At 57.6% G+C, this 13,456-nt stretch carries 9 protein-coding genes; 1 reads left to right on the top strand and 8 read right to left on the bottom strand.

The window, feature by feature from the left end:
• Window positions 1-140: 140 nt before the first annotated feature.
• Window positions 141-2,321 carry a putative bifunctional diguanylate cyclase/phosphodiesterase gene (locus AB731_RS08355; RefSeq protein WP_231638887.1) on the bottom strand — a complete coding sequence of 727 codons (2,181 nt, stop codon included), beginning with the start codon at window positions 2,319-2,321 and terminating at the stop codon, window positions 141-143.
• Between the two features lie 179 nt (window positions 2,322-2,500).
• Entirely contained in the window at window positions 2,501-5,251 is a 2,751-nt protein-coding gene (locus AB731_RS08360; protein ID WP_047093497.1) for an EAL domain-containing protein, read from the bottom strand.
• Window positions 5,252-5,403: 152 nt separating this feature from the next.
• Here AB731_RS08360 and AB731_RS08365 point away from each other — a divergent pair, with 152 nt between their 5' ends.
• The gene (locus AB731_RS08365; RefSeq protein WP_047093496.1) at window positions 5,404-6,720 is read left to right on the top strand and encodes an FAD-dependent oxidoreductase; all 1,317 of its coding nucleotides are present in this window, start codon (window positions 5,404-5,406) and stop codon (window positions 6,718-6,720) included.
• Window positions 6,721-6,839: 119 nt separating this feature from the next.
• Here AB731_RS08365 and dnaN read toward each other — a convergent pair whose 3' ends face one another.
• The 6 genes from dnaN to AB731_RS08395 form a co-directional block, all read right to left on the bottom strand.
• Entirely contained in the window at window positions 6,840-7,967 is a 1,128-nt protein-coding gene (gene dnaN, locus AB731_RS08370; RefSeq protein WP_047093495.1) for a DNA polymerase III subunit beta, read from the bottom strand.
• Window positions 7,968-8,178: 211 nt separating this feature from the next.
• Window positions 8,179-8,943 carry a 3-oxoacyl-[acyl-carrier-protein] reductase gene (gene fabG / locus AB731_RS08375; protein WP_047093494.1) on the bottom strand — a complete coding sequence of 255 codons (765 nt, stop codon included), beginning with the start codon at window positions 8,941-8,943 and terminating at the stop codon, window positions 8,179-8,181.
• A gap of 74 nt (window positions 8,944-9,017) precedes the next feature.
• Complete coding sequence (locus tag AB731_RS08380) at window positions 9,018-10,979, bottom strand: beta-propeller domain-containing protein (protein ID WP_052768980.1); 1,962 nt, start codon at window positions 10,977-10,979, stop codon at window positions 9,018-9,020.
• A gap of 67 nt (window positions 10,980-11,046) precedes the next feature.
• Window positions 11,047-11,649 (bottom strand): hypothetical protein, encoded by a 603-nt coding sequence (locus tag AB731_RS08385; RefSeq protein WP_047093493.1) that lies wholly within the window; start codon window positions 11,647-11,649, stop codon window positions 11,047-11,049.
• A gap of 18 nt (window positions 11,650-11,667) precedes the next feature.
• Window positions 11,668-12,600: an ACP S-malonyltransferase gene (fabD, locus tag AB731_RS08390; protein ID WP_047093492.1), complete on the bottom strand. Its 933-nt coding sequence runs from the start codon at window positions 12,598-12,600 to the stop codon at window positions 11,668-11,670.
• Window positions 12,601-12,619: 19 nt separating this feature from the next.
• The gene (locus AB731_RS08395) at window positions 12,620-13,444 is read right to left on the bottom strand and encodes an LD-carboxypeptidase (RefSeq protein ID WP_047093491.1); all 825 of its coding nucleotides are present in this window, start codon (window positions 13,442-13,444) and stop codon (window positions 12,620-12,622) included.
• Window positions 13,445-13,456 lie beyond the last annotated feature (12 nt).

A 13,456-nucleotide genomic window follows, 5' to 3' on the forward strand; every position in this document is an offset into this window, starting at 1 on the left:
GCACCGGATCGCCATTGAACCGCCAACTTCGGTACCCTGCAACGATAAGCGGTAGGGAATGGGCTTGCAAAAAGACAGCTGCGCGCGGGCTTCATGCAGCTTTGCATTGAAGTGGCGATTTTGATTGGGCCACGCGCTCTTTATCCAGCGCGCAGAGAGCCTGCAGATACGTCTACCTGCATGAACTGCGGAGAGCCTACAGGAGCGCCGATATCTCTGGGAGGCGCATAATGGCCCGCCGGAAGCGCTCGCAATGGCATGCCTGCAGCCGCCAGCATATAGGGCGATACGCGGTGCCGTGTGCACAGACCGCCTGCCCCGTCGCTCACCAAAGGCGTTTCAAAGGAGAGGCCCTGCGTGGCATCTTGTGAGCGTCGCACGGACCCGACAATCAATTGCCCTTCTCCAAGATCAAGCAGCAATTGCGTACCGACCGGAACACCGGCCAGCCCTTCTATGCGCGCTCCGCTTCGTGACAGGTCACGCAATATCGCAGTGTAGTGATGGTCTTCGTGGATCACACCAACTCGGCGGAAAAGCATCTTGCGGTCAGCACGATGTTTCGCAGGTCCGAGCGGTTCGTAGCGCAACTCACCAGACTCCAGCTTTTTCATGACTGAGGAATGCGGCACGGCACGTGAAAAGATAAAGCCTTGAACAAAGTCTGCATTCAGACCGGCGATGCACTGCAGTTCGTCCAGCGCTTCGACGCCTTCCGCCGTGGTTGCCATGTTCATTGCACTGGCAAGACTGATGATTGCCGTGATGATAGCAGCGTTCGAATTGTCCTTGTCGGTACATCCCCGAACGAAACTCTGGTCGATTTTAATCTTGTCGAATGGCGCTCGGCGCAAATAGGAAAGCGACGAATAGCCGGTGCCAAAATCGTCAAGCGCCAGCTTGATGCCAATCTTGCGGAGCGCCGCAAACATCTGATCGGTTGCGCCAACTTCACCCATGAAGACGCTTTCGGTAATCTCCAGCTCAAGCCTTCTGGCAGGAAGGCCTGATGCTGAAAGCGCGTTCGTTATGATGGTTGGTAAATTGTCACTGACGAATTGCTGGGCGGAAACATTTACCGCCACAGTCAGTTCGCCCGGCCAATTGGCTGCATCGGCGCATGCCTGACGCAGAGCCCATTCGCCCAGTTCATCTATCAGATTGCTGTCTTCGGCAATCGGGATGAATACACTCGGCATTATCGTTCCGTGCTCTGGATGATGCCAGCGCATAAGTGCCTCAAAACCGCGGACCATATGGGTCTTGGTATCAACTGTCGGCTGGTAATGCATTTCCAACTGACCCTGCGCCAGGGCGTCACGAAGATCTTCTTCGATTTCGCGTCGATCTTCGGCGGATTCTTTCAGGTCGTTGGAATAAAAGCGGAACTGTCCTCTTCCTCCGGCTTTGGCAGCATAAAGCGCCAGATCGGATGCCTTGATCAATTCGTTCGGTTCGATCCCGTCATAGGGCGCAATGGCGATGCCGATGGAGGTCCCGATAATAGCGCGGCTACCTTCAATCGAATATGGCTGCGAAATCATCTGGATGATGCGGTTAGCCAACTCTCCCAGCGTTCCGCGATCATCCATATCTGGAAGTATGATCTGGAACTCATCGCCGCCCAGCCTGCCGATTTCCGTTTCTGCAGGCAAAATCTGCTGCAAACGCTGTGAAACCTGTCGTAGCAATTCATCACCAGCAGGATGCCCCAGCGTATCGTTAACCTGTTTGAACCGGTCAAGATCCAGCATGAGCAACGCGCAAGAGCGTTTTTCCAGACGATAGGCATTCAGTACTGCAGTCAGCCGCTTCGTCATGCGGTGCCGATTTGCGAGTCCTGTCAGCGAGTCATAGGCTGCTGCACGAGAGGAATCGCGAAGTTGCTGATACGTCGACGTGATATCTTTTGCGCTGCCGCGATATCCGAGGAAGTTTTGAGCTCTATCGAAATGCGGTTTGCCAGTCAGCGCCCACCATACCTCATTTCGAGAAGTTCCACCGTCCCCCGCAGTAGCCAACCGGACAGGTTGTTCGCTGAATGTCGTCCGCGCGCTGAGCAGGAAAGACAGCGGCCTTGCACGGATTTCTCTGTCCGTACCTTCTACAGTTTCGACAAGTTTTCCCAATTGCTCGCCAATAACAACGCGGCCTTCCTTGAACTGGTCGATTGCCGTTGGTGAAAGGTAGGTCAGCATGCCTTTGGCATCGGTGGACCAGAACCAGCCAATGCCAGTCGCTTCCAATGCTTCGAACATCGCCAGTCGCTGGCGATCATCCAGAATGGCAGCGCGGGCGACGACCGCTTCTGCGTCGGGCACGCGAACTTGGTCAGCTCGCTGGCCGCCAAGATTCCTGAACATCCCGCGTACGCCCACCTTGTCTATTCTCCAAAATTCACGCCGCCGGATTCTCGAAGGCTTTACGCGCTGTCAGCATTACTCGCGCGACCTTACCAATTAACTAAGTATGGTAGCGAAGTTCGGTGTTCCTATGCACACTATCCAGCCTTGCGCATTTCCCCTGCGACGATCTGCTTTGGTGGAGGCCCCTGAATGGCTGTAATCTGGCCTGTGCCATCGCGCTGTAGAGGGTTGGCAAATTCCACGCCCATCCGGTCTTGCACGCTCCAACGGGCAATGCAGGATACAACTTGGCTGGTCGAAATGTGCACGTGGAATGTCGTGCCGACCGGCACATTCCACAAGCCTTCGACCATGGCCCCTGTGACCGATATGTTCCGGATTGTGCCGTTGTACAGATGACCATCATGATCCAGCACCACTTTGCGCAGCATTTTCTGACGTGTGGCGCGGCTGGATTTGGGGCCCTCCGCAACGGTTCCCAATCCGCCAGCCAAGCGCTCCAAAACTTGTTCAAGCGGCTGGGAGCGATCAAAGATATAGCCCTGCACATGGCTGCAACCATGACGCCGGATGAGCTCCAGTTCATCATGCGTTTCTACGCCCTCGGCTGTGGTATCCATTCCAAGCGACTGCGCGAGGCTGGTTATCGAGGTAATAATTGCGCCGTTCCGGCTGCCCTTTTCGGTCATACCGCGTACAAAGCTCTGATCGATCTTGATCTTGTCGAACGGAGCTTTCTTCAAATAGCCGAGTGAGGAATACCCGGTGCCAAAATCGTCCAGTGCCAGCCGCACACCAATCCGCTTGAGCGCAGCGAACATCTCATCGTTGCCATGATCATCACCCAGGAAAATGCTTTCGGTGATTTCCAATTCCAATCGCGAGGCGCGAACGTCGGCATGTGCGATCGCGTTTTTCACAATGTTCGGAAAATCCACGTTCGAAAACTGGATCGGCGAAACATTGACGGCCACGCATACTTCGTCTGGCCAAAGCGCCAGATCCTTGCATGCCTGGCGCAAGGCCCATTCACCGAGCGAATTGATGATGCCACTATCTTCCGCGATGCCGATGAAACGCGTGGGCGAAATCCATCCTTTGACAGGATGATTCCAGCGAAGCAGCGCTTCAAATCCTGAAATCCGGTCTGTCGCCATCGAAACGATGGGTTGGTAGTGAAGTTCCATTTCTCCCTTGACGACCGCATCGCGCAAATCTTCTTCCAGCTGAGAGCGCGCTTCCGCCTCTGCATGCAAATCTTCAGCGTAGAAATGGTATCGTCCGCGCCCACCGTCCTTGGCTGCATACAGCGCCAGGTCAGCGTTGCGGATCAGTTCCTCGCTGTTGTCGCCATGCTCGGGCGATACCGCGATACCGATCGACAAGCCGATTACGACCCGCTGCCCATCGATGGAATAGGGCTGTGAAATAGAATGGATGATTTCCTTGCTCAGATTGGCCAGAACATTCCTTTCCACACGGCTCGGGATGATGACCTTGAATTCATCGCCGCCAAGACGGCCAACCTGCCCCAGCTTGCCTACGGCCCGTTCAAGCCGCTGCGAGACCTGCTTTAGCAGGGCGTCACCAGCTGGATGGCCCATCGTATCATTCACCTGCTTGAACCGGTCGAGATCGAGCAGCAAGATCGCGCAGTGGCGATTGGCTTCGGATTGCGCACCCAGAATCTTTTCAAGGCTCTGCGACATCTGGAACCGGTTTGCGAGCCCGGTGAGAGCATCATACCGCGCCAATCGCGTCGCCTGCTCCTGACTGCGCTTGCGCTCTGTCAGATCGGTGCCAGATCCGCGAAAACCGACGAAGTTGTCAAATTGGTCATATATCGGCCGACCCGAGACAGACCACCAGCGCTCTTCCTTTTCGATGGCTGCGCGGACCGGCAACTCGCTGAATGCAGAACGCGCCGACAGGTGGAATATCAGTGTGCGCTCGCCCTCGTCGCCTGTATCTTCCAGGTCAAACAGGCGCGTGAATGACTGGCCGATCAAACGATCGGGGTTCCGTCTGAGCGCTTTGGCCACCGGTGGCGAGATATAGGTCAACAAGGATCGGCGATCAGTCTCCCAGAACCAGCCTTGCCCCGTTTCTTCGTAATCGGAAAGAATATCACGGGCGCGGGTTTGCACCCTTTCCTGTGTTTCCAGCCGTTCATATTCGGATTTCTGTTCGAGCAATTGTTCGCGCGTGACAAGCACTGCCACAGTAAGGCCGACAAACAACCCGAGGATACCAGCGAGCGATGCGTGAACCATCACGGCGGCTGACCATATCGCAAACTGCGCTGCGAAAATCGCCCCTGGCTGGCGCCTGAGATAGGCCGTCGCAATACAGGAAACACACAATATGCCAGCCATTGCGACATCCCAGCGAATGCCCTCGTTGCTTGCCCAGACTGTAAGGCCGAAGCCCATCATGAACAAAGGCAGCACCACAACTGCAACAAGCCCGATAGCCTTTGCCAAATTGCTGCGTGGCATCACGAAATCATGAACCCGTGCAATCGGCAATGTAAACAGCACTGCAAAGGCCAGAACAAGCCAAGTGCCTGGACGTGGCAAAGTAGTGGACGCGATAGTACAAACCGCGATTGTCATTATGCAAGCCAGGATCAGATAGGTCCATTTGCGCGGAAACCACTGTTCATCCAGACCCGCGACCGGCGGAGAATTCACGCTCCGGTCAAACTTCGGTTCGCGGCGCGTACCTTTACGCCTATCCTTGGAAGCTTCAGCACCTTCCAATACCGGGTGCTGGTCCGCCCCCTCATCGTTAGCAAATGCGCGCATAGCAGCACGCTTTCCATCGCGGTCTTGCGCGGGAAAGGGCGCCGGGGCCTTGCTGACCTTGCGGATCGCATCTTGCATGGGTTTCCCTTGCCTCAAGGCGTTTGAAGAACGGTTAACCGCCAGCGAAATTTTGTTATGGACAGTCAACTGGGTAGAGGCACCTACGCTGCATTGCCGGGACGTGAAAAAGGGTTAAGAAAAGCGCGTCAGGGCAGCGTTGGGGAATAAACATGCGCCATATCGCCATAGTCGGTTCGGGACCTGCCGGATATTACACGGCTGAAGCCGCGCAGAAGGCCATGGGCGACGATGTCCGCATCGATGTTTTTGACATGCTGCCGGTGCCCTACGGCCTGATAAGGACCGGTGTTGCCCCGGATCATCAATCGATCAAGGGCGTATCGCGGCGGTATGAGAAAACCGCGCTGAGCGAAAATGTGCGCTTTGTCGGGAATGTGGCCATCGGGCGCGATATTGAAATCGCTGAACTGCAATCAATGTACGATGCCGTAGTCCTGGCGACAGGCGCCCCCAGGGACCGCGAACTGGACTTGCCGGGAGAAACTCTTGGCAATGTAATGGGCAGCGCGTCCTTCGTCGGCTGGTACAACGGCCATCCAGAATTCGCGGGCCTTTCACCCGATCTTTCCGGTAATACCGCAGTGGTCATCGGCATGGGCAATGTCGCACTGGATGTGGCACGAATGCTCGCCAAAACAACTGATGAATTCGATGGCAGCGACATAGTTGCCCACGCCTACGACGCGTTGCAAGCAAGCCGGATCGAGCGGATCATAATCCTCGGCAGGCGCGGGCCGCACCAGATCATGATGACGCCCAAGGAACTGGCAGAGTTGGGCGAACTCGACCGCGCCGCGCCGCACGTGGCACGTGATGATTTGCCCGAAGAAGGGGAGGATGCGCTGCTGGAACCTGGCCAGCGCAAGTCCGTGACCTTGTTAAGGCAGTTTGCCGCCATTCCCGAACATATCCGCGCGGAAAAACCGATCGCGATAGAATTTGCATTCTTTACGCAGCCGGTCGCCCTGATTGGCGAAGATAAAGTGACCGCAATCGAGGTCGAAAAGACCGAGATCACAAAAGGCCGCGCGGTTGGCACCGGTGAGATCAAAATATTGCCTGCGGATTTGGTGATAAGCTGCATTGGCTATCGCACAGCGCAGATCCCCGGTGTTCCTTTCGATACACGCGCAGGACGCTTCGCCAACGATCAGGGCCGCATCCTGCCCGGTCTTTATTGTGTCGGTTGGGCCCGGCGCGGGCCCTCCGGAACCATCGGCACCAACCGGCCGGACGGCCAAGGCATTGTCGAACTTATTGGTGCCGATATCAAGAATGGCACGATCGGCAATGGCGGCAAGACGGGCCGCGCGGGCTTTGACGCACTAGCAGCAGATCGCGGGCTGGATGTAGTGACGTTCCAGGATTGGAAGAAGATCGAGGAAGCAGAAACGGAGGCAGCCCGGATCGGCGCTCCGCGCGAGAAATTTGTTGATATTGAAGCGATGATCAGAGCTGCGAATTAGACCAAGTCTCGAGGCCTGGTTTTCAGGCAGAGCAAGCTTTCCGTCCGATTCTATGCAATATATCGCCCCACATTCCGGCCAATGGAACGACCTTCGGCCCAAGTGCCGCCTGCTAACGGTTATACCCGCATTGGCATCAGCACATAAAGCGCGGGGCTGCTTTCGTCTTCGCGGATCAGTGTCGGCGCGCCAGCATCGGCAAAGTGCAGTTCCACCGTGTCATTGCTGAGCTGCGCGAGAATATCCTTGAGATAGGTGGCGTTGAAGCCGATCTCCATCGCTTCCGAGCTGTACTGGGAGCTTACCTCTTCAACAGCATTGCCATTGTCGGGACTTGTGACAGTCAAGGTCACCTTGTCCGCATCGAGGCCCATTTTGACAGCCCGGGTCTTTTCCGTGGCTATGGTTGCGACACGGTCAACACCGGCGAACAGTGATTTCGGATCGACTTTCAACAGCTTGTCATTGCCGGTCGGGATGACGCGGCTGTAATCGGGGAAGGTCCCGTCGATCAGCTTGCTGGTCAGCACCACCCCGCCCTCTCCGCCGATCGTGAAACGGATCTTGGACGGGCTGAGGTCGATATGGACATTGCCCTCGGTCGCTTCTTCCAGCAATTTGCGCAGCTCTGCCACGGCTTTACGCGGCACGATGACGTCAGGCATTCCTTCGGCACCTTCTGGGCGCGAAATGGTGAAGCGGGCAAGCCGGTGACCATCGGTTGCCGCCGCCTTCAGAACGCCGCCGTCCTCATCCGCCACATGCAGGAAAATGCCGTTGAGATAGTAGCGCGTTTCTTCGGTAGAGATCGCAAAACGGGTGCGGTCGATCATTTCGGCCAGCGTCTTTGCGGGCAGTTCGAAACTGGTCGGCAGATCACCTTCCACGATCACCGGGAAATCATCGCGCGGCAGGGTCGGCAGCGAGAAGCGGCTGCGCCCGGCCTTGATAGTCATGCGGTTATCGCCCGTTTCCAGACTGACTTCGCTGCCATCGGCCAGCTTGCGGGCAATATCGAACAGCAAATGTGCAGACACAGTTATAGCGCCTTCGCCGTCCACCTTATTGGCGCGCAGATTGTCGATCACCTGCAGATCGAGATCGGTCGCCATGATGCGGACATGGCCACCAGTTTCGGCTTCGATGAGCACGTTTGACAGGATCGGAATGGTGTTGCGCCGCTCCACCACGCTCTGGACGTGGGACAGGCTGCGAAGCAGCTCTGCGCGTTCGATGGTGACTTTCATGGCCAATCATTCCCTATTCGTGCCCTGATCGTGCGACTTGGTGACCGGGAAACCCCGGAATCGCCTGCCAGCGCCGGTAAATTGCTACGTTACCCTTAGCGCAGGTGCGTTTGCGGGCAAGGATTCGGGGCTGAGAAGCGGGATTCGCTGGGGAAAAGTGAGAATTAGGTCCCCTGCAGACGCATGTATGAGTACGACTTCTTGAACCGGCTTACCCCAGCATAGCCATGCCGCCGTTCACGTGAATGGTCTGGCCGGTCACATATCCCGCTTCCTTCGAAGCCAGATAGGCAACTGCTGCGCCGATATCGTCGCCCTCGCCCATGCGGCCCATCGGGATACGGGCGTTGATTACGTCTTTTTGCTTGTCGTCCAGCGCCTCTGTCATGGCGGTGCGGATAAAGCCGGGGGACACGCAATTCACTGTGATGCCTCTGCTGGCGACTTCCTGTGCCAGGCTTTTTGACGCGCCGACGAGGCCAGCCTTCGCTGCAACGTAATTCATCTGTCCCGGATTGCCGGTGCTGCCCACCACGCTGGTGATATTGATCATCCGGCCAAAGCGGGCTTTCATCATCGGGCGCGTCGCGGCGCGCATCAGGCGGAAGCTTGCCTCCAGATTGATACGGATCACTTCGTCCCATTCCTCGTCCTTCATCCGCATAGCGAGATTGTCGCGCGTGATGCCGGCGTTGTTCACAAGGATATCGATCCCGCCCAGCGTATCGACTGCGGCTGGCACCAGTTCTTCGACCTGCGCGGAATCCGACAGATTGCAGGTGATCTCGACATGGCCATCATGATCGTGATGGGCGAAGCTTTCGTTCAGTTCTTCGCGGAAGGCGCGCAGTTTGCCGCCATTGGAACCTGACAGCGCCAATCGCGCTCCCTGAGATGCGAGTGCTCGGGCGATGGATGAACCAATCCCTCCGCTGGCTCCGGTTACAAGGGCATTCATTCCTTCGAGTGAAAACATGGGCTGCGTATCCTTGGCTCTTAAGTGTTGCGCACGCCTGTTGCGCGTAGCCGCCGCTTTGGTCAACCAATGGACTACTGCGGGGTGCGGCTGCGCGGGATAAAGTTCACCCGGCGAACCTCATTGATATCAGCGCCATCCAGGCGGCCTTCGACCAATTCGTATCCCATCAGTGCGAAGATACGGTTGCCGAGGAAGATCGGCCGGGCATTCCCGTACCAATCTACGCAGGAGGCCACGCAATTGTCATCCCTTCCCTCTTTGGCGCGGCTGATGAGATTGCCTGCCGGAGTGAATTCACGATTGTCGCGGCGCATGAAGAAAATGGCCGAGGCGTTGCCGAGGAATTCGCCGCCAGTGCTGGTAAGTTGGCGTGTGATGGGCAGGCCGAGCGTTCCCGATAATCCGCCGGGCGAACCGGTATCAGGACGATAGAAAAATGCCTGACTACGCACTTCGCCTTCGCTGGCAGAGGGCAGCATGTAGACATCCTCCACACGGACCTGATTGCCCAATGACATCGCTGAGAAGCCCAGCGCATTGTCACTGCCCGGCCCCACCGCGATGGCGTCTGACCCCATGACGTCAAACCGCGTCACGCCGTGCTCCAAGTCAATCCGCTGCGCCGCACGTCCATCGACGGGCGCAGCGTAGATGAAACGCTCATCTTCCTCATTGCCGTAATTGCCCGCCGCATAAAGCAGGTAATCACCCACAAAGCGGTTGTGAAAACGCCATCCTTCAACGGATGGAAGTTCGCGCATCGCCTGCTGCGGGATACGCTCTGACCCATCCGTGAAAGCGCCCAGCGGGATCGTCAGCAGGCCTAGGTCGCCGCCGGAAAATTCAGCTCCCCACATGCCCTCACCACTGCCATCGGCGCGCAAGACAACGCGCAGCACGCCGTCATCGCGGTCTTCGGTAAAGGAGAACTGGTCGATCGGCGCGCCGTTGACCGGCACCGCGCCAGGACGCGATCCGTCGAGCGGCAAACGGAACAGCTGGCCTTCTGCGGTGCCGCCGTCGTAGCTTGTCTCTCCTGTCCACAGATACACCGCCCGCTGGCTAACATAGAACACGCGGCTCCATGTGCCCAGAACAGCTGTGGCTTCGCATTCCAGCTCTGCAGAGGAGAGATCGCAGCGCGTCACAGCATGGGCCATCGGCAACACGAATTTACCGCGCCTTGCAGGCTCTGTGACGTAGATATCTTCCGGCTCCACCAGATCGACCACTTCGCCGTCCGGTCCGCCGCGCCGCAGGGCGGGCATTGTGGCGCGCCAGTCGTTCCAACGCATGGAGACAGGCGCATAGAAAATCAGTTCGTCACCGATCATGCGAGAGGCGTAATTGCTGGAAGAATAATAATCGCCGGACCGCAGATAATGCGTGTCGCGGTACGTCAGGCTGCCATCCTTGCCCAGCCGGAAGCGGTTAATCTCGGTCCCGAAATCGCCATAGGAATAGCCGACCACGATCACCTGATCGCCGCGCAACAGCATCTCGTCATACCAGGTGGAGCCGGCATTCTCAGCATCGGGCGGGAAGGCGTTGATGCTGTCCACCGGAGCAAGCGCATCGCCGCCGTGGCGCACGGTGAAAATGCGTCCGCGACGCAGGATGACGAGGTAATCGCCTGCGTCCTTGACGATAGCGCCTTCGTCAACGCCTGCTTCCTGCGTGTTGGTGATCTGCTCACCGTCCGAATCGAAGGAATCGGCTGCAACTTCTGCAACCGCCATTGCGGCAGGCGGCGGCGGCGTAGGCGCGGCTTGAATCCCAGAAGTCCCAGTCACTGTGATCTCAGCGTCACCACCGTTGCCGCGATTTCGCGAGCTAGACAATTCCTGCATCTGTTCAGCGAAGGCCGCAAACGCCTCTTCATGCGGGAACGAATGCAGTCCGACATCATCACTTGTGCCCAAGACGCTGTTCGCTCCGCGCTGCGCCGCGGCCGATTGGCAGGCCGCCAACGTCAAACAAAGCGCAAGGCCCGCACCAGCCTTTGCGACCGAATTCTGAAAACGCAACTTCATGAAACATCCCCGACTGTGTGACAATGTTACATCGCCGCGCTAGCCTGAATGCACGATGTATTCCAGATCAGTTCAAATTCACGAATTCCCGGCGGCCCATCCGCTGTAATCCCATGAAGCCAAGCAGCATGCCTACCTTCTCGGCCACCACCGTGTCTTGATCTTCAACATCCAAACCCGCCCCGATTATGAACGTGCCGAGCAGCATGGCGTCACCGTTGGAAACAGGCGCTTCGCCGCCGCTCATACCGCCCATCACGCCCGCTTCGATTACACTCCAAAGGCGATCACGATTGCCGATCGCCAAGGCATCATCGAGCTGACGCAATTGCTGCGATGAAAGCTCGCCAGAGGCACGATAGGCGGCCTCGCTAAGACGGCCCATTTCGAACAGCGTTGCATGCAAAATCTGTTCGTCAGTCCAGCCGCGTGAAGCAGCACAGCTTCCAATCGCGGTCATCGCAATTGCGCCGATCTGGTCGAAAACGGCCTGCTCCAGCTGTGTTTCGCCAGCGCTCGAACTTGGGGTCAGTTGACCGAGTTCTTCAAGTTGAGCCGCGCTATATGCGCCGCGCATGCAATTCACGCCCTTGCCCTGTGCCATGGCAGGCACAGACATCACCGGCAGCGCAAGTACGCCAAGTGTGAGTTTGAAAAGCGTGCGACCCATTGAAATACCTTCTGAAACTCAGATGTCCTTGGCCAGCGCCTCTATATCGTCCATCCTGATCACGCTAGTCACCGTTACGTCGGGCGCGATTTTGCGAATCATCGGGCCGAGCACCTTGCCGCCCAGTTCCACAAAATGGCTGATCCCGGCTTCCTGCATCGCCAGCACGCTTTCACGCCAGCGGACGCGGCCGGTGATCTGATCGACCAGCAGGCCCTTTTGCACTTCGGCATCAGTCACCGGCGCGGCGGTGACATTGGCGTAGACGGGCAGGCGGAAGCCTTGCGGCGGTGTTTCGTCCAGCGCAGTTTTCATTCTCAGCGCGGCGGGTGCCATCAGCGAGCAATGAAAGGGCGCGGAGACCGGCAGCTTGATCGCGCGCTTGCAGCCGTGATCCTTTGCCATTTCAATTGCGCGATCGATGGCTTCGGCATGACCGGACAGCACAACCTGCCCCGGATCATTGTCGTTCGCTACCTCGCACACCTGGCCTTGTGCAGCAGCATCAGCGAGAGCTTGTGCCTTCTCGAGATCGGCCCCCAGCAAAGCGCACATCGCGCCCACGCCGATCGGCACTGCATCCTGCATGGAAATGCCGCGAATGCGCAACAGCTTTGCAGTGTCGGTAAGGTTGAAAGCCCCCACGCTGGCAAGCGCAGAATATTCTCCCAGAGAATGTCCCGCGACCGCCTCGCCTTTTTCGGACAGGTTCACGCCGCCGCTTTCCAGCACGCGCGCCACGGCGATGGCATTGGCCATGATCGCGGGCTGCGCATTGGCTGTCAGCGTCAGCTCGCTTTCCGGTCCTTCGCGCATGAGATGGAAAAGCTTCTGCTTCAGCGCCTCATCCACTTCCTGAAACACTTCGCGCGCGGCGGAGCTGGCATCGGCAAGCTCTGCGCCCATGCCGACCTTCTGGCTGCCTTGGCCGGGAAAAACGAATGCAATCATGTGAAATCCCTCAAATTCTTTAGGTAGTTTTTCGATTGGTCCCGAACGGAACGATGGCATTTTGGGAGTCATGGCCGATATCGGCGCGGCCAAGATAGCGAATGGCTGACTTTTCACACCAATAGCGCGCGATATCCTCTGCGGTAGAGCCGAAGGGTCGGTCATTCTCGGGCACAGCAGAAACGCGGCCAAGCCGGATGCCGGCAGCTCCTTTCAAATGTTGGGTGATGTGGAAAAACAGCCGGTCTACCGCGTAGAGGTGTTCTGCCACTTCTTCGACCATAACAACATGATCGGTCAGGTCGGGCATGAGGTCTGTGCCCGCTAACATTGCAAGCGTCATCAGATTGAACGCGGCCGTCGGGCGATCATCCAGCCCAGCCTCAAGTTCCACGGGCTTGCCAGAAAGATAGCGCAGCACCCGCCGCACTGCATCGTCGCCGCCTTCGCGCTTGATGTCGCCAGCCAGCGGACCATGGACGGGTTTGCCGATGCCTTCTCGGTAGAGCGCGCCCAGGATCGTGCCGGCATCCGAATAGCCAAGATAGGTTTTGCTGCGCGCAGCTTCGCGCATGCCGGCCACCGCGTCGCCAGCTATCCTGCACGCCCCATAACCGCCCATGCCGAACCATACGGCGTCCACATCGGGATCATTCGCTGTTTCGAGCAAGGCTGCCAGCCGCGTCTCATCATCGCCGGCAAAATGGCCGGATTCCAAAAAACACTGCGGATGGAAGGCGAGTTCAGCCTGCGGAAACTCCGCTACCGCGAGCGCCAATACCTTGTCCGCCCGCTCTTGGCGGAGCGGTTTTCCGGGACAGACGATGGCGATGCGTGTTGTCATCCAATTCCCTCT

This window comes from Aurantiacibacter marinus, assembly GCF_001021555.1.
Classification (GTDB): Bacteria; Pseudomonadota; Alphaproteobacteria; order Sphingomonadales; family Sphingomonadaceae; genus Alteraurantiacibacter; species Alteraurantiacibacter marinus.

Excerpts from the sequence above, each read along its gene's own strand:
- AB731_RS08360 (WP_047093497.1), bottom strand. The coding sequence starts at position 5,251 with ATGCAAGATGCGATCCGCAAGGTCAGCAAGGCCCCGGCGCCCTTTCCC.
- AB731_RS08365 (WP_047093496.1), top strand. The coding sequence starts at position 5,404 with ATGCGCCATATCGCCATAGTCGGTTCGGGACCTGCCGGATATTACACG.
- dnaN (WP_047093495.1), bottom strand. The coding sequence starts at position 7,967 with ATGAAAGTCACCATCGAACGCGCAGAGCTGCTTCGCAGCCTGTCCCAC.
- fabG (WP_047093494.1), bottom strand. The coding sequence starts at position 8,943 with ATGTTTTCACTCGAAGGAATGAATGCCCTTGTAACCGGAGCCAGCGGA.
- AB731_RS08380 (WP_052768980.1), bottom strand. The coding sequence starts at position 10,979 with ATGAAGTTGCGTTTTCAGAATTCGGTCGCAAAGGCTGGTGCGGGCCTT.
- AB731_RS08385 (WP_047093493.1), bottom strand. The coding sequence starts at position 11,649 with ATGGGTCGCACGCTTTTCAAACTCACACTTGGCGTACTTGCGCTGCCG.
- fabD (WP_047093492.1), bottom strand. The coding sequence starts at position 12,600 with ATGATTGCATTCGTTTTTCCCGGCCAAGGCAGCCAGAAGGTCGGCATG.
- AB731_RS08395 (WP_047093491.1), bottom strand. The coding sequence starts at position 13,444 with ATGACAACACGCATCGCCATCGTCTGTCCCGGAAAACCGCTCCGCCAA.